Origin of the sequence: Rossellomorea sedimentorum (assembly GCF_046237645.1) — a bacterium.
GTDB classification, from domain to species: Bacteria; Bacillota; Bacilli; order Bacillales; family Bacillaceae_B; genus Rossellomorea; species Rossellomorea sedimentorum.
In genome coordinates, this window is record NZ_CP143546.1 from 2,532,369 (window position 1) to 2,547,995 (window position 15,627).

19 protein-coding genes and 1 riboswitch are annotated in these 15,627 nt (G+C 41.6%); of the genes, 6 read left to right on the plus strand and 13 right to left on the minus strand.

Annotated elements, in window-relative coordinates:
* Positions 1-114 precede the first annotated feature (114 nt).
* The 3 genes from pxpB (at position 115) to V1502_RS12505 (ending at position 2,761) form a co-directional block, all read left to right on the plus strand.
* Entirely contained in the window at positions 115-813 is a 699-nt protein-coding gene (gene pxpB, locus V1502_RS12495; protein ID WP_409250975.1) for a 5-oxoprolinase subunit PxpB, read from the plus strand.
* On the plus strand, positions 814-1,767 hold the full coding sequence (locus V1502_RS12500) for a biotin-dependent carboxyltransferase family protein (RefSeq protein ID WP_409250976.1): 954 nt from the start codon (positions 814-816) through the stop codon (positions 1,765-1,767).
* A gap of 268 nt (positions 1,768-2,035) precedes the next feature.
* Positions 2,036-2,761, plus strand: a complete 726-nt coding sequence (locus V1502_RS12505) for a LamB/YcsF family protein (protein ID WP_409250977.1) — start codon at positions 2,036-2,038, stop codon at positions 2,759-2,761.
* A 39-nt stretch (positions 2,762-2,800) separates the two neighbouring features.
* On the opposite strand, the gene V1502_RS12510 is transcribed toward V1502_RS12505, so the two are convergent.
* The 7 genes from V1502_RS12510 to V1502_RS12540 form a co-directional block, all read right to left on the minus strand.
* Complete coding sequence (locus tag V1502_RS12510; protein WP_409250978.1) at positions 2,801-4,045, minus strand: DHH family phosphoesterase; 1,245 nt, start codon at positions 4,043-4,045, stop codon at positions 2,801-2,803.
* A 255-nt stretch (positions 4,046-4,300) separates the two neighbouring features.
* A complete protein-coding gene (locus tag V1502_RS12515) occupies positions 4,301-4,783 on the minus strand; it encodes a DUF4367 domain-containing protein (RefSeq protein WP_409250979.1) in 483 nt (160 codons plus the stop codon).
* Between the two features lie 158 nt (positions 4,784-4,941).
* Entirely contained in the window at positions 4,942-5,661 is a 720-nt protein-coding gene (gene queE / locus V1502_RS12520; protein ID WP_409250980.1) for a 7-carboxy-7-deazaguanine synthase QueE, read from the minus strand.
* A complete protein-coding gene (gene queD / locus V1502_RS12525) occupies positions 5,658-6,092 on the minus strand; it encodes a 6-carboxytetrahydropterin synthase QueD (RefSeq protein ID WP_409250981.1) in 435 nt (144 codons plus the stop codon). Before queD ends, queE begins: the two co-directional genes overlap by 4 nt.
* A complete protein-coding gene (gene queC / locus V1502_RS12530) occupies positions 6,089-6,751 on the minus strand; it encodes a 7-cyano-7-deazaguanine synthase QueC (protein ID WP_409250982.1) in 663 nt (220 codons plus the stop codon). Before queC ends, queD begins: the two co-directional genes overlap by 4 nt.
* 125 nt (positions 6,752-6,876) lie before the next feature.
* Positions 6,877-6,921, minus strand: a riboswitch (PreQ1 riboswitch).
* A 72-nt stretch (positions 6,922-6,993) separates the two neighbouring features.
* Positions 6,994-7,848 carry a dimethylarginine dimethylaminohydrolase family protein gene (locus tag V1502_RS12535; protein ID WP_409250983.1) on the minus strand — a complete coding sequence of 285 codons (855 nt, stop codon included), beginning with the start codon at positions 7,846-7,848 and terminating at the stop codon, positions 6,994-6,996.
* A 232-nt stretch (positions 7,849-8,080) separates the two neighbouring features.
* A complete protein-coding gene (locus tag V1502_RS12540; protein ID WP_409250984.1) occupies positions 8,081-8,506 on the minus strand; it encodes a GNAT family N-acetyltransferase in 426 nt (141 codons plus the stop codon).
* 210 nt (positions 8,507-8,716) lie between these two features.
* Here V1502_RS12540 and V1502_RS12545 point away from each other — a divergent pair, with 210 nt between their 5' ends.
* Positions 8,717-8,983, plus strand: coding sequence for a DUF2642 domain-containing protein (locus V1502_RS12545; RefSeq protein ID WP_409250985.1), 267 nt, complete (start codon positions 8,717-8,719; stop codon positions 8,981-8,983).
* Positions 8,984-9,197: 214 nt separating this feature from the next.
* Here V1502_RS12545 and sda read toward each other — a convergent pair whose 3' ends face one another.
* The 4 genes from sda to V1502_RS12565 all read right to left on the minus strand — a co-directional run bounded on the left by sda (position 9,198) and on the right by V1502_RS12565 (position 13,155).
* Complete coding sequence (sda, locus tag V1502_RS12550) at positions 9,198-9,344, minus strand: sporulation histidine kinase inhibitor Sda (RefSeq protein ID WP_409250986.1); 147 nt, start codon at positions 9,342-9,344, stop codon at positions 9,198-9,200.
* Positions 9,345-9,658: 314 nt separating this feature from the next.
* Complete coding sequence (locus V1502_RS12555) at positions 9,659-10,420, minus strand: SDR family oxidoreductase (protein ID WP_409250987.1); 762 nt, start codon at positions 10,418-10,420, stop codon at positions 9,659-9,661.
* A complete protein-coding gene (gene abc-f, locus V1502_RS12560) occupies positions 10,417-12,000 on the minus strand; it encodes a ribosomal protection-like ABC-F family protein (RefSeq protein WP_409250988.1) in 1,584 nt (527 codons plus the stop codon). Before abc-f ends, V1502_RS12555 begins: the two co-directional genes overlap by 4 nt.
* 609 nt (positions 12,001-12,609) lie before the next feature.
* Complete coding sequence (locus V1502_RS12565; RefSeq protein ID WP_409250989.1) at positions 12,610-13,155, minus strand: DinB family protein; 546 nt, start codon at positions 13,153-13,155, stop codon at positions 12,610-12,612.
* A gap of 811 nt (positions 13,156-13,966) precedes the next feature.
* Between V1502_RS12565 and V1502_RS12570 the strand changes: the two genes are divergently transcribed.
* Complete coding sequence (locus V1502_RS12570; RefSeq protein ID WP_409250990.1) at positions 13,967-14,434, plus strand: NUDIX domain-containing protein; 468 nt, start codon at positions 13,967-13,969, stop codon at positions 14,432-14,434.
* Between the two features lie 62 nt (positions 14,435-14,496).
* Entirely contained in the window at positions 14,497-14,742 is a 246-nt protein-coding gene (locus V1502_RS12575) for a DUF2164 domain-containing protein (RefSeq protein ID WP_409250991.1), read from the plus strand.
* 104 nt (positions 14,743-14,846) lie between these two features.
* Here the strand turns inward: V1502_RS12575 and V1502_RS12580 are convergent, their stop codons facing one another.
* Both V1502_RS12580 and V1502_RS12585 read right to left on the minus strand, forming a co-directional pair.
* Positions 14,847-15,290: a hypothetical protein gene (locus V1502_RS12580; RefSeq protein WP_409250992.1), complete on the minus strand. Its 444-nt coding sequence runs from the start codon at positions 15,288-15,290 to the stop codon at positions 14,847-14,849.
* A gap of 146 nt (positions 15,291-15,436) precedes the next feature.
* Entirely contained in the window at positions 15,437-15,610 is a 174-nt protein-coding gene (locus V1502_RS12585; protein ID WP_409250993.1) for a hypothetical protein, read from the minus strand.
* Positions 15,611-15,627 lie beyond the last annotated feature (17 nt).

Below are 15,627 nucleotides of genomic sequence, written 5' to 3' on the forward strand. Positions count from 1 at the left end.
CTCAGAGCAGTTCTATAATTCAGGCAGAGTCCCCATCATTCCGCCCCAATTATCTCTTTATGTTAGAATGAATTTAAGAAGTCAGAATGTTTGAAGGATTGGAAGTGATGTTAAATGAAGTATACAATCCATCCTCTGGGAGACTCTGCTGTGTTAATAGATTTTCAGGAGGCAGATAGTAAGGATACCCTTAACACAATAACTGCCCTGACACAGGCATTGGCTGAAAATCAGCACGAAGCGGTCCTCGAGGCAGTCCCTGCATATAAGACAGTGACCGTTCACTATAATCCTCTTAAAATCCATTCCCACTTACCCTATGTCATAATCAAGGATTTCCTTCTGGATAAGATAGAGGGACTACAGCCGGATGAAGACTCTTTGACCAACGAGGTCATTACCATACCGGTTCTTTATGGAGACGAAGCGGGTCCGGATCTTTCTCTTGTTGCAGAACATAATAACCTTACTGAAGAGAAAGTGATCGAACTGCACAGCGAGCCGGTTTACTCTGTTGCATTCCTGGGATTTTCTCCAGGTTTTCCTTTCCTGAAAGGAATGGATTCTTCTATAGCAGTACCGAGAAGGAAGACTCCAAGGGTCAGGATAGATGCCGGCTCTGTCGGTATTGCCGGATACCAAACAGGCGTTTACCCCATCTCTTCCCCGGGAGGATGGCAAATCATTGGCAAAACGCCTCTGAAATTATTCGACCCGGATAATCGTAATCAGCCTGCCCTTTTGTCGCAAGGAGACAAAGTAAGGTTTTCCTCAATAACAAAAGCGGAATATGAACGATTGGAGGGAAGCTGAATGGGCTTTACAGTAGAAAAAAGCGGCCTTCTGACTACCATTCAGGATAGCGGAAGAATCGGCTATCGCAGCATCGGTATGCCTGTCAGCGGCCCTATGGATGATAAGGCTTTCCGGATCGCAAACCTGTTGGTGGGAAATAACGAAGGTCAGGAAGCTATAGAAGTGACTCTACAAGGGCCGGTCCTCCATTTCACCTCTGATACCACGATTGCTATTAGTGGTGCAGATTTGAATCCGACAATCAACCATGAACGCGTCCTGAATAATAAGCCTTTGCATATTCACAAAGGTGATGTTCTGAGATTCGGGATGGCTTCAAAAGGAATGCGTGCATACATAGCTTTTAAAGATGGGTTAAGGGTTGCTAAGAGTCTCGGAAGCATCAGCACCAACACTCTTGCAAGGATTGGCGGTTTTGAAGGGAGAGCGTTAAAAGCAGGCGACAAAATAGCCTTGAACACTGAAGGTCATACTGAGAAGAAGGTCCATTGGTCTTTGTCTCCCACCGCGTTTTCCTATCTTCAGAAAAATGAAGTGAGAATCATCAGAAGTAATCAATGGGACTGGTTTACAGGAGAGGCTAAGCGAAACTTTCTGTCAGAACGTTTTACAATCAAGCCGGAATCGGACAGAATGGGCTACAGACTGAGCGGACCAGCGCTTACTCTAAAACAGCCAAAGGAGCTATTAACAGAAGGGACTACCATGGGATCTATACAAGTCCCGTCCAGCGGACAGCCAATCGTCCTTATGGCAGACAGCCAGCCTACAGGCGGGTACCCGAAAATTGCAAGTGTCATTACGGCAGACCTGCCGATTATTGCACAACTGAAGCCCAATGAAGAGTTGTCCTTCAAGGAAGTTACATTGACAGAAGCTCATAAAGCATTAAGGGAAACGGAAGCGGAAATGAAGTTGGTGAAAGCCGCGATTACCATGAAAAATGGTTGAAGTCTGTCCTTCTGTTGGTTGCAGTCTGTTCATAGGTATCCATTCTGGGCACAGGACTTTTCTTACTTGAGAGGGATATACTGATAAGTTTTCATTCATGATACATGTCTGTTCTGTTTTTATGTTAGATATGTATTAAGTACCTTATTCTATATATGTCTTTTCGGTTTTTAAGCAGGATATGCCTTCTTCCGACAATTTATTCGTTTAGAATACTTATTTTATTGAAAAGCCCATATAAACATCCATTAGTCAGGAGGTTTTGTTCGTGAAGATCGATTTAAACTGCGACCTTGGCGAAAGCTACGGAAGCTACTCCAAAGGAAATGATGAAAAAATATTAGAAAAAATCACATCCGCCAATATTGCTTGCGGCTTCCATGCAGGAGATCCGCAAATCATGCTGAGGACTGTTCAGCTGGCTATCAAGAATGGAGTCAATATCGGCGCTCATCCGGGCTATCCTGATTTGCAGGGGTTTGGCAGGCGCCATATTGATATTTCACCAGAAGAAATATATTCTCAGGTTTTATATCAGATCGGTGCATTGAATGCCATTATCCGTTCGCAGGGAGGGCAGTTATCACATGTGAAACCGCATGGTGCCCTGTACAACCGGGCTGCAAAGGAATACGAAACAGCAGCAGCAATCGCAAAGGCCGTACATGACTTTGATTCAACATTGACGCTCTTCGGACTGGCTAACTCCGAACTCATAAACGCAGGGGAAGAATTGGGGCTTCAAACTGCCAGTGAGGTTTTTGCTGACAGAACGTATCAGAATGATGGCACTCTTACTCCAAGATCACAGGAAGGGGCAGTTATCCATAGTGAGGATGAGGCCCTTGAACAGGTCGTAAGAATGGTAAAAGACCATAAAGTGGTGAGCACAGATGGAACTGAGATTGATATCACACCCGATACAGTATGCCTCCATGGAGACAATGAACAAGCTCTGAGATTCGCTGAAAAGATCCTCAATGCCCTGAAATAGAGAAAAAGCTGGTCTCGAATCCGAGATCAGCTTTTTGCATTATTTTTCGTCTTTTTGGTCACCCGCCAAATTGATATTCAATTGTTCAGCGGCAGCCTGAAGAATTTTATTGTTTTTTACGTTTTCCATCAGAAACTCGGTGTATTCATCATCTTTCGATAGGCCTGCGGAGTGCTCTTTTTTAATGTGATTTTCAGCGTCCTGGAATGTTGGAAAATCCCCTTCGAAATTACCGTTATGTTCAACTCTCCAGTTTTCTCCCTCCACTGGATACACAAACAACTGGTCCTCCTGCCTGTTTTTATAAAGTGACCCATTAGGGGACTCTTTCAAATTATAGCGGTTTTTAGGTGCGTCAATCGGCATCGGTTCAGTATCATAGACATCTGTGACAAACAATTTGAATGCTTCTTTATTGAGATTGCATCCAGAAGCTTTGGCATGTCCGCCTCCTTCAAATTTTCCTGCTACTTCTGAAACGTCTACATGATCATGTATTGTTCGCAGGCTGATCCGTTTTCCGCCGACACTAATGATTGCAATGTAGTCCAGATACGGATTATCTTTTCCTAATTCATTTCCTAACTCTGAGTGATAAGATTCTGCATGGACTATCCCCACACAGTAGTCATCGATGAATGACTTTGTCAGTTCCCTTCTTTTCCGGCGAATGTACCGTTCAATCTTGCCCTCCTCCATTTCAAGGAGTTTCAGTTCGAATTCGTCAAAGAAAAACTCTTTATGATTCTGTAGACGGTTGAGCATTTTTTCTTCAAATTCTTCTATCGTCAGCAAGAAAAATAAATCATTCAACCTTTTGGCAGTTGTGTTGTTATTTACATCCCATTCCCAAGTATCATACTGCCTTACCAGCTCAACAAATTCATCAAGAATCGGAGTAGGCTCAATTTCTCTTTTATTCTTCAGCTCTTCGTATAAAAGGGAAGTTGCAGATGCGAGTCTTCCGTCCTCATACTCTACTGTCACGGATGCCCACTCATAGGCATTTAAATGTTCCGCACTGCGGTGGTGATCAATCAGCTCCACTTTTCCATCTTTTTTAAAAAAACTTTGGAGCGCTTCTTCATTTTCTTTATTTACCGATAGATCGGTGATGATCAGCTTTGTGTTTTTTTGTGGCTTCTTCAAGAACCTGGCCACTTGGAAGTTCAATCCGCCGATGGAATTGTAGCGGACTTCCGCCTCTTCTCCCCAGGCAATTTTGGCGATGATGCCGCATCCGACACCATCTAAATCATTATGAGATAATAAAAAACGTTGCATTTTTGGCCTCCTCGGCTTTCTCTATGTATTGATTCTATTTTTCGTCATTTCCTTGCTAATATACAGCAAAAAGCTCCGTCTGTTAAATGAAACGGAGTATATAAAGCGGAAGCGGCTGTAATACTTCGAACGATAATAGATAGTAATCCCTTCGACGCCAATCACCCGCCCCCTCGGAGCCTGCAACTCGAGCAGAGATAAATGGTTGACTAATCAAAGGTAAAGAAAAGAGCTTTTATGTGGACGCGAGAAGTTTTATTTCATCGACCTTGCAATTTTTATCATTTCCTTTTTCGCGATGCTTGAACTGGTCATTTCTACATAAGTACCATCCTGAATCCAAACCAATAACCTACCTGTTACCAGGGTTCGCTTTTCATTCAGCTTCCCATTACCTGACCAATCCTGAAAATAACCTTTTCTACCGTTAATATCAACCAGATGACCTTTAGAAAGATCGTCGTCTGTAATAGCATTTGCCTTTTTCTGATGGATAGCGACCATCAGCTTGGTATCATTTTTGTTCATATAATGAAGCATGATCCAAGGAGAAGTTTTTATCTCTAAAGTCCAACCATTAGGCACTTTTCCAGGTGTTAAAAGGGAAAAATCTACTTCTTCCTTTAGTTCAGAGATAGTTATACTGTTGTGATTATATTGAATTTCTTTCGCCTTTAGTATGGCCGGCCAACAATATAACAGGACAAGGATAACGAATAATCGGATGCGAAGTGTCAATTCCCTACCTCCATAAAGTTGAAATTCATGCGGTAGTCTTCCCTAAATATAAAATGAGTACTCAATGAGCACTCACTTTATCACAGGCTGACTGGTCGACACTTAACTTCCTGCATTATTGAATTTATTAAATTTGCGAAATGCTTCCTGAAAATAATCTAAACTCCCCTTTTATTCCCCCATACATACGTATGAAGCTGAGGGAGGACCCTTACATTATTCAGTCGCTCACTTTCAGTGACTGCATCAATCAATTCCTCATAATCGGTAATCAGCTGATTCAACAGGCCTTTTCCATCATCTGCAGAAAGGTCCGTATTCCCAACCTGAAGGAAGAATGGAACCTCCGGATATTTCTCATGCAGGTTAGTGGCATATTCGAGATCCTTATCATTAAAAACAACCACTTTTAAGCTGTAGCTTTTATGACCTTTTAAGCGGGTTAAAATGAGATCGAGTTTTTCAAAATCTGTTTTCATGCCAGAACTTGGCGGTTTAGGGGAAAGTGTCAGTTGATCAATATCCAGAAACCAGTCCTGCCACCTGCTTCCCTGTGTCTCTAGGGCAGACTCTATTCCATTTTCTTTGAATATAGCAAGTAGTTCTTCAATTGCTGCAATCAGGGCAGGATTTCCTCCTGATATTGTTACATGATTGAATCTGCTGCCGCCAATTTCAAAAAGTTCCTCCCAAATCTCCACTGCAGTCATCATACGAATGTCTTCTTTGGCAGAACCATCCCAAGTGAACGCAGAATCACACCAGGAACAGGAATAATCACATCCAGCGGTGCGGACGAACATCGTTTTCTGGCCGATGACCATCCCCTCCCCCTGAATGGTAGGTCCAAAGATTTCTAAAACGGGTATTTTTTTCATCGCTTTCCATCCTTTCTCGGACGGAATATGCAATAGCTGGTCGGAGTTTCCCGAAGGAATACCTGAAGACACTGAGCATGATTTCCCTGTTTATCCAGATGGCTTTGAATCAATTCATAAATCAGTTCAGCCATAACCTCAGTAGTCGGAAACCTTTCCGGATTTTCAGAGAACAGTGGGTCCTCATTCAGCATCGTATGATCGAACCGGTCGTGTACCAGTTTTTTGATAGTTGCAAAGTTAATCAGAAAACCTGAATCATCCAATGTGTCCCCACCAACGGTAATATTGGCAAAATAGGTGTGGCCATGGACTTTCTGGCATTTACCTGCCGCTGAGGAAGGGATATAATGGGCGGCCGCAAACTGAAAATCCTTATTCAATTCATAAGAAAAGGAATGCTCGGGCACCGGATAGATTTGTCCAATCATGCTTTTTCCCCTCCTGTTTTAGAAGATAAGTAATTAGAAAGACCTTTGCTTCTCAATTTGCAGGAAGGGCAGGTACCGCATCCATCACCGCGAATTCCGTTGTAACATGTCAGTGTTTTTTCACGGATATATTGCAGTTTCCCCATTTCATCTGCCCACTTCCAAGTAGCTTCTTTGTCCATCCACATGAGCGGAGTGTGGACTACATACCCTTCATCCAGGGCCAGGTTCAGTGTAACATTGAATGATTTGACAAACATGTCCCTGCAGTCAGGGTAGCCGCTGAAGTCTGTTTCACATACACCTGTGATAATATGCTTTGCACCTATATTTTTGGCAAGCACACCGGCGAAAGAAAAGAACAAAAGATTTCTGCCTGGCACAAATGTTGAAGGCAGTTCCCCTTCTGTTTCGGTGATCTCTTCATCTCTTGTCAGGGCACTTGGTGAAAGCTGGTTTAGAAGGCTCATATCAAGCACATGATGACGTACATTCAGTTCCTCGGCGATCTCCCTGGCACACTTCAATTCACCCACGTGTCTCTGTCCGTAGTCAAAAGTAACGGCTTCCACCTCATTGAACTCTTTTAGTGCCCATATCAAGCAAGTGGTGCTGTCCTGTCCGCCACTGAAAACTACAAGCGCTTTTTCGTTTTTCATATATTTTCTCCTCTCTCTTTTTAGGACTTGTCGTCATTTAAAAGAAGAAGGAAGTTCATGCAATTCTCTATAAGATGATTGTGGTTACTCCCAAAGCAAATAAAAAAACGACACCCAAGGATGCCGTTTCCTTAGTTTTTTATAGAGGGTTAAGCTAGAACCTCTCCTGCAGACCCGCAGTATTCTTCTATTCATTATTTTAATATAACACATAGAACACAACATGTCATCTATCCGTTTAACTAGTTACGTAAAACTGGCATTGAGCAGCAGCGGAAAGAACCTCCTGATTTGATGATTTCAGAAAAGTCTACTTCTATGACTTTATATCCATGCTCCCTTAATGACTTATTCACCTTTTTGTTTTGCGGAAGGCTGAGTACTTTATTGTCCCCAATGGACAGCACATTTGTACCCATGGTGAATTGTTCTTCTTCATCCACTTCAATCAGATTATAGTATGACCCAAGAAGCTGCAGTTCTTTTTGCTTGAAAGCAGGTGAAAATACCAATGCTTCATCAGGAGACAGGATATTGAACACACAATCTAAATGAAGATATTTTTTCTGAAACGGGACCGGAATGACCGAGTAGCCATCAGCCAGTTCATCCAATTGATTAATGGCCCCTGAATTTGTTCGATGGCTGACCCCGACAAAAACCTTGTCTTTGTCTACAATCACATCGCCGCCTTCGATACTGCTAAGATCAACCTTTTGATATTTATGGCCATTACTTTCGAGCCATTCTATTAATACCTCTTCTTCCCCTGCACGGATTTCGCTTCCCATTTCCGAAACATAGACTGTATCACCGATAGTGAACCCGATGTCCCTTGTGAAGACCTGTTCAGGAAGATGCTGATCTGGTGGCAGCTGAATGACTTCAGTTCCGTTATTTTTCATTGCTTTTACAAAATTCTCGTGCTGATTCAATGCAGTTTGTATATCTATATTTTTATCAAGGAAGTGCTTTTGAGTTTCATTAATGACTTCTTCAATTTTCATATAACGAGGCTGGCAAACTATGACTTTCTTCAACCTGTCATATTCGCTGTCACAATATTCCGTTTGGTGTTTTCGAATGGTAGTCGCCATTTATAACCCTCCATGTAGTATTGCCTTTTTACGAGAATATTCCCATTGTGGCAATGGCATTAAACCCTTTGATGGAGGGGGATCTTAACGGGACATTTTGCATCATGCATAAAGATTAATAAACTCAAGCAATTTATGTATGTTTATTCTTAAACAAGATAAATTAAAACTTATTTATGAATGAATATTTAAAGATATTTTATAGTTCTTTTTTAAAAAACCTACTTTTGGACTACTTAAGATGTTTCCGAAATGCATAGCTTGACTTCTCGTAATCCATTACTTCTTCATAAAAGCGATGAGCCTCTTTTCTCTGTAGACCTGAATCCAAGCCAATCGTTTCACACTCCTGCTCTTTTCCCCACTCCTCTACATATCGAAGAAGTTTTTTCCCATATCCTTTTGACCGCCCAGATGAAGTGGTTACAAGATCGTACACAAACAAGTGCCGCTTGGCGTAGAAGTTTGTTCTGATTATGACTCCGGCAAGTGATACAATCCGCCCTGAATCATAAAGACAAAACACCTTGTATCCTTCCGTCCTCATATCTTTCAGCAGAAGGTTGAACTCTTCTCTGGATAAGTCTGTTCTCAGCTCAAACAAAAGCTGGTAAGCCTGTTCCCATTCCTGCTCTGTTACTGCTTCCCTAATCTCCATGACCATTACTCCCTTATTGAAATCTGACTAACACCTAGTATTCTTTTTGCATTACTGATATTCCTGCTTCATCACTTTAAAGCACAAAGAGGGACTGTCCCTTTTGCTGCGTTAATTCACTAAAGGAGTTGTCTGATTTTACTTTCTGCCCATTCGGGGAGATATTGTCCTGCATATTGTTAGGGAGAGGTAAATATCAGGAGGTATGTTTTGTATTGCTTCAGAATTAACCCACAGAATGAAATGTTGATGACTATGCCGGTTACTCAGCCTGCCATGCAATCCCAGCCTGTGTTCAACTTTGAACCTTATGTTTATCAATTTTTACAGTCCGTCATTGGAAAGGGATTGATCGTTTCGACGGTGAGGGACACTCTTCGTGGAAAATTAATGGATGCTAAGCCAAATCATATAGTTTTAAATATAGGAGATAAAACATTTTTTACGGATTTGCCAGATTGTCAGTGTGATGCCTGATTAATTTCGTTTATATTTCTTGCCGACAAAACTTTTCTCAACGCCGAAACCGAACAATGAAATACAATAAGATACAACAGAATAGAGCGCTTCTCAGCGCTCTTTTCTATATTCCTTCCATCACCCTCTCAGCAGGCAGGGGTTCTCTCTTCAACACTCTATCAGAAGCCCTAATACGTTGAGTGGGAAAGGTATATTAATAGCTTTGGTACGTTCACTGCTTAAACGTTATAGTAATTCGTCTTCTCATCTCTTGTTTTATCAAGGATAAGAATTCGTTTGACAGGTTTTCTTTTTTAGCATGCCTCCAGACCGTCATAAGCTGTTTATTTGTTAGATACTTTAATGTTGTAGGTTTCATGGATTCCTCCTAACAAAAAGAGAGAACATTTAAAATTGACAAGTAATCTAATTGGCTTTTACCCTCTTTTTAGTGGAAAATAACACTTTGCTGCAAATTCAGCCACATCCGAACCTCTGCATCAAGTCCCGCATTCTACCCTGCTTACCTTTTAAAATTTAACAACAATGCCGCTTATGATTAACCCTTTTACTCATTTCCTCTCCATGACACCTAAAGACAGAGTAGTTTATACTCCATTTAGGAACACAATTAACAAAAAAACTGCATCACACCTTGGAATACTTCTTCAGTGTGATGCAACCCTCAATTATCTACCGTATAAAACCACCTTCTGAATGAATGACCTGGCCTGTAATCCATTGAGCTTCAGGTGACACCAGGAAAGCGATTGCTTTTGCAGCATCATCGGGCATCCCTAACCTGCCCATCGGGAAACGCTGTATCAATTCTTCCTTAAATTCCTCTCCAATCCATCCGGTCTGAGTAGGTCCCGGATTTACTGCATTAATTGTGATGCCTTTTTTGGCAGCAGGAATGGACGCTGATTTAACGAAGGCCTCCACACCGCTTTTAGTCACTGCATAAGCAAGTTCATCGGGCATTGGTCCAAGAGACTGCCCGCTGGTTAGGAATACAATCCTGCCTTCTGTGCCACTTTCGCACACTTCTAAAAACTTCACACTTAATAGGCATGCACTTCTCACATTTACAGTGTAGTGACGATCGAGTTCCGTTCCCGTTAAGCTGCTGATTGTTGTTTCCGTTGAATAAGCAGCATTATTGATCAGGATAGAGGGCTTACCCAGCTTCTCGGTCACGATGTTCATGACCTTCTCAGGAGCATCATCTTTCATGAAATCGACTTCTCGCCACTCGCACCTGACACCTTTTTCTCTAATTAACCCTCGGAGCTTTTCAAAACTCTCATTCTCGGAGCTCCATGGCATATTGCTGTCGTATCCACGAAATCCAGTGAAAAAGATATCACACCCCTGATCAGCTAACTTCAGACAGATTGACGCGCCCATTCCCTCTAACCGGCTGGCACCTGTCACTATAGCAATCCTGCTCATCCTCTCAACTCCTTTAACTGACGAAGCACTTCCTGATATTGCACTTCCAGCTGTTGGAGGTCATCAGATGGGGAAGGGAGACTCAGCCTGCCGATGATTTCAGTCATCCTGGTTTCAAGTTTCATAATTTCCTTTTCGTTATCCCCTAGGGAAGCAGGTCTTTTGCTCCATTCCTCAAACTCCTTTAAGCTGCCATCAAACATAGTTATGGTCCCATCTTGGAACCTCCAAATTTTATCCGCAACATTTCCGACGAATTTTCGATCGTGGGAGACCACGAGAACCGTTCCGGGGTAATCTTTTAAAAGACTTTCTAAAGCCTGCAGTGTCTCAAGATCGATATGGTTGGTCGGTTCATCCAGCACCAGTAAATTATAGTCACCTGTCAACAGTTTTGCGATTGAGGTTTTTACCCGTTCTCCTCCACTCAGCACATGAATAGGCTTATGAACATCTTCCTCAAAAAATCTTAGCTTTGCCAGAATAATCCTGATGACATGTTGAGGAAGAATGCTGCCTTCTGATACGTACTCCAATATAGTTGAGTTCTCAGGAAGGGTTTCAAGAGTCTGCTCAAAGTAACCAACCTTCACATTTTTAGCCCGGTCGATTTCTTCTGCACCTTCTGTTAACAGCTGCCGGATCAATGTTGTCTTTCCGCTGCCATTCCTGCCGATACAAGCGGTTTTGCTACCGGTTTTCAACTTAAGATTGGTGATCTGGTAAAGTCTATTACCATCGAAATTTTTTACTAAATCTTTAGCTGAAAGCAAAGTGCGTCTATGAATGGGGGTTTGGAGCACATATTCCATCTTGACCTCATCCCAATCAAAAGGCTTTTCAACTTTTTCAAGCCTGTCAATTCGTTCTTTGATCACAGTCGATACACGTTCCACTTTACCTCTTTTCCCCGCAGCTTTTCCTTTATAGAGCTGCCACTCAGAATTACCCATTCGGGATGGCGGCTTATCCATGCCTTGAGCCTGCCTTTTTTTCTGTTCATACCTCTCCATCAACCGTTTCTTCTCTTTCGTATAACTTTCGTATTTAGCTTCATGCTCTTTCTTTTGGCGTTCTTTGTCACGTAAGTAATCTTCATAATTCCCTTGGTATTCTGTGAGCTTGCCCTCTTCCATTTCCCAGATTTTTGTACAGACGGCGTTCATCAGCATCCGGTCATGGGAAACCACAACAAAGCTTCCGTTAATTGAAGCCAGTCTCTTCTGCAGCTCTTCTATCCTCTCCCAGTCCAGGTTGTTAGATGGTTCATCCAGGAACATCAATCGGTGACCCTCAGAAAATAAACCATTAAGCATTTTCATCGTCCGCTCTCCACCGCTTAGGCAGGAGGAACTTTCGTTATTACTCAATTGCGGCAAGTAACCACTGCTGCAATACCAATCTATATCCGGCATGATCTCTGTCATACCCTGGAGATACTTCAACAGCAGTGATTTTCCTTGTCCGTTTCGGCCAACCAAGCCAATTTTGTCTCCATGATAAATACTTAATTCCTTCTCATTAAACATCGTTTTTTCACCAAGTGTATACCGAACATTTTTCGCTTTCATCAATAACATAAAAAAACCTCCCCGAAATGCTCCGGAAAGGTTAGTATTTATTCTATGCTCTCAGTATATAAAAAGTTACACGTGCAGAAAAATCCAAGGAAATATCCTTGAAGACTGAATGTATACTTTTTTTGAGCAAAGAGTCCTTTTACAAAAAATGGACATACTTATCCTATCCGGAACGAGTTTGAATTTACAAATATGCTTTTGGCACTTCTCGTTTTGTGTGGGATAGGTAATTACTTCATTGCTCAAAAATTCAGTCCTTTCTTTTTCAGTTACTGATAGTATATTGGCAATCCTTAGAAATTGCAACTGATGAAAGTAATTTCTTATTAATAAAATTGCTCATTTTATAATTATTATTGATTACGGAACCATCAGTCTAACACAAGAAAGCGATAGCCTGCTATATTGTTTTATTATTTCTCCATCTTCTTTTTTTCCAGATTTTCATGACTTTATAGAAAATCAGCACCGCTGCAAACATACCGGCAAAAATCAATTCAGGCATATTTATACCTCTCCTTCTGCACTTACTATTTCTACACTATGCAGCAGAAAAGGAGGATAATTCATAATGGATGGAGTCTCAACGAGGTTTTCAAATAAAGAGTTTTACTTTAGTCCCTGTTCTAGCCTATAAAGTTTCCTGATAAGCCTGATCTGTCCCCGGTGATTGATTTCGTCCTCAAATACGTGAAACCATTTGAAGAAGTTATTTCCCTTATAGCCGTACCAAAAATCGGTTTCCTGATAAAGCCAGCTATCCTCCAGTTCAGCAAACTTCTCTTTCGTTACCTGCCTTAAAGCCTCAAGTTCACCCAGATAGTATTCGACGGGTTTCCCTTTTATGATAGAGGCGTCTTCGCCCAATCCGACAGCCGGCTCAAGTGTATCTGCATAATCATGAATCTCTTCCTCACTAACATTTTTAAAGGTCATTTTTTGATATACTTTTTCTATAGCTGTCAAATGTGCAAGAAGCATGGCAATCGAATTGAACTCACCATTGTGCCGATAATCAACTTCTTCCTGCGAAACATCTTTCAAATCAGCCAATGTGGTAAACCTGGCATAGTCCATCATTGAAATTAGTATTGAAAAATCTTTATTATATCCTTCTATTTCTTTAACCAAAAACATTTCTTGATCGATTTCCATCTTACGTGCCCCCTATATTCCTTTTGGTACTTGACTATAGTATCATAATAATTTGAAAATTTGTCCAATTAGGGAGAATACACTGTCATTGAAAATTACTTTTAGGAAAGTGACCGAGAAATACTTCCTCTTTTGACTGTTTGGCTGCAAACACCTCTTGTATCTGAATTTTCCAATGGTTTGTTTCTTTGGAGAGGTAAACAGGCCAGCATCCTCTCGTATATGGAATCTCGTTGGGCCAATTAATCCGTAAACGGGCCAACTTCTCCTCGAATATGAAATCTCGTTGGGCCAATTTACCTCTAAACGGGCCAGCATCCTCTCGTATATGGAATCTCGTTGGGCCATTTATTCCGTAAACGGGCCAACACCCTCTCGTATATGGAATCTCGTTGGCCCAATTAACCCGTAAATGGGCCACCATCCTCTCGAAATTGGAATCTCCTTGGGCCATTTATTCCGTAAACGGGCCAACACCCTCTCGAAAATGGATTCTCGTTGGCCCAATTATTCCGTAAATGGGCCACCATCCTCTCGAAATTGGAATCTCGTTGGCCCAATTAACCCGTAATTGGGCCAGCTTCCTTTCGAGAATGGAATCTCGTTGGGCCAATTACCCTCTAAATGGGCCAGCATCCTCTCGAAATTGGAATCTCGTTGGCCCAATTATTCCGTAAATGGGCCAGCTTCTCCTCGAATAGGGAATCTCCTTGCCCCAATTAACCCGTAAATGGGCCAGCTTCCTTTCGATATTAGTTCCTCATAAAATCTGGTAAAATATATACCTATCAATATTTAAGGGTGTGTTCATATGAGTTATCCAATCAGAGTCCGAGCTGGCGCTTTAATCATTGAAAATCAAAGAGTCCTTTTGGCAAAATTTGAAGATGAAAACGGAGTACATTATAACTTGCCGGGTGGAGGCGTGGAGAAAGATGAATCCACTTCGGAAACAGCAGTGAGAGAAGCAATGGAAGAGGCGGGTGTGGAGGTCGATGTTAGAAGGCTTGCTTTTGTCTATGAGTATGCCCCGCACCAAAATGATAACCTTTTTGGCAAAACACCAAATTTAAGCTTGTTTTTCGAGTGCAGGCTCATTAACGGTAGTAAACCTTCCTTACCGGCTGTACCGGATGCCAATCAGACCGGTGTTGAATGGGTTCATCTTTCAGAACTTGATTCCATCATTCTTTATCCAAACATTCAACGTCACATACAAGACTATGCATCCGGCCATTATGAGATGGACCTGATTGAAGAAAGGCATATAAACAAATAGTAGAACTCATCGGCAGCCATTCTATGTTAGTATGGAGGAAACATATTGAAGGATGTGGAGACATGCTGTTAATCAAAATGCCTAAAGAAGAAAAAGATGAAATTATCGGCAGGATTCAAACGTTTCATTATGAACAGCACGGCGAGGAAATCGGCAACATCGGGGCCGAGAATCTTTTTGAATTCATTCTAAAAGAACTCGGACCGTACTTCTATAATAAAGGGGTTATGGATTCCAAGGAAGTATTGATGGATAAGATGCTTCTGCTTGAAGATGACCTCTATGCTTTGAAGAGGCCCATTAAATAAGTCTCCTGGAATGCACTTACTACATAACCTTAAAAAGCCGCCTGCAGCTGGATTGACAGCCGCCGCACTATAAAAATAAAGCCCCTTCATTGAAGGGGCTTTATTTATTCAACTGTATGAATCCCTTCTGTTGCGAAGATTCTTTCATTGTTAAGAACATCTATCTCAAGAGCATTCACTTCTTTATTCTCAACGATGGTTTTCAACTGATCTTCAGTAATGCTTTTTGAAAGCGCAAAAGATTCGTTGATTTCTATTTGTTTGGAGCCTTCACCCTCTTTATGGCTGGTATACTCTCCATCAAAAACGAAGAGGTCGGATCCCAGCGCTCTCACAAGATCTGCATCACTGACATAGAGCCTGACCTGAAAGGAAGTTTCCGGCTCCATATTCACATCATCTAAAGTAATATGGAAATCCAGCTTCTCTCCATTTTCTGATAGAGAAACACTGGCCTCCTCAATCATTTTAATTTTTTTATTTCCGCAACCTGCCATGAGCATGACAATGGCAGCCAGCAGAAAGGCGGCTGAATACAACTTTCTCACATAGAGTCCCCCACTTCTCTTTCTTTCTCCATTTATAATACTATAATGCGAATTGGGAAGGAAATGGTGTTTGCGGATGTAATTCACTTTAATAAATCCCCAATTGCTTAAAAAATCTTCAAAACATATGGTAAACTAAACAAGTCTTATTCTTCTATGTAAGGACGTGATTTATTTGACAAAAGGCTGGCCATTGTGCTTCCTGTTTCTATACTTGTCTTGATTATGTCTCTTTGGTACTTATCCAATAACTTCGCTGAATTAGACAACATGACAAGACTTACAATTTCTATCGGCGGAATGGCGGTTTCAGGTGCCATAACCTATTTTCTATTTC

Excerpts from the sequence above, each read along its gene's own strand:
- queD (WP_409250981.1), bottom strand. The coding sequence starts at position 6,092 with ATGATTGGACAAATCTATCCGGTGCCCGAGCATTCCTTTTCTTATGAA.
- V1502_RS12570 (WP_409250990.1), top strand. The coding sequence starts at position 13,967 with ATGAGTTATCCAATCAGAGTCCGAGCTGGCGCTTTAATCATTGAAAAT.
- pxpB (WP_409250975.1), top strand. The coding sequence starts at position 115 with ATGAAGTATACAATCCATCCTCTGGGAGACTCTGCTGTGTTAATAGAT.
- abc-f (WP_409250988.1), bottom strand. The coding sequence starts at position 12,000 with ATGTTATTGATGAAAGCGAAAAATGTTCGGTATACACTTGGTGAAAAA.
- V1502_RS12500 (WP_409250976.1), top strand. The coding sequence starts at position 814 with ATGGGCTTTACAGTAGAAAAAAGCGGCCTTCTGACTACCATTCAGGAT.
- V1502_RS12585 (WP_409250993.1), bottom strand. The coding sequence starts at position 15,610 with ATGGCACCTGAAACCGCCATTCCGCCGATAGAAATTGTAAGTCTTGTC.
- V1502_RS12540 (WP_409250984.1), bottom strand. The coding sequence starts at position 8,506 with ATGGAGATTAGGGAAGCAGTAACAGAGCAGGAATGGGAACAGGCTTAC.
- V1502_RS12510 (WP_409250978.1), bottom strand. The coding sequence starts at position 4,045 with ATGCAACGTTTTTTATTATCTCATAATGATTTAGATGGTGTCGGATGC.
- V1502_RS12555 (WP_409250987.1), bottom strand. The coding sequence starts at position 10,420 with ATGAGCAGGATTGCTATAGTGACAGGTGCCAGCCGGTTAGAGGGAATG.
- queC (WP_409250982.1), bottom strand. The coding sequence starts at position 6,751 with ATGAAAAACGAAAAAGCGCTTGTAGTTTTCAGTGGCGGACAGGACAGC.
- V1502_RS12535 (WP_409250983.1), bottom strand. The coding sequence starts at position 7,848 with ATGGCGACTACCATTCGAAAACACCAAACGGAATATTGTGACAGCGAA.
- queE (WP_409250980.1), bottom strand. The coding sequence starts at position 5,661 with ATGAAAAAAATACCCGTTTTAGAAATCTTTGGACCTACCATTCAGGGG.
- sda (WP_409250986.1), bottom strand. The coding sequence starts at position 9,344 with ATGAAACCTACAACATTAAAGTATCTAACAAATAAACAGCTTATGACG.
- V1502_RS12575 (WP_409250991.1), top strand. The coding sequence starts at position 14,497 with ATGCTGTTAATCAAAATGCCTAAAGAAGAAAAAGATGAAATTATCGGC.
- V1502_RS12565 (WP_409250989.1), bottom strand. The coding sequence starts at position 13,155 with ATGGAAATCGATCAAGAAATGTTTTTGGTTAAAGAAATAGAAGGATAT.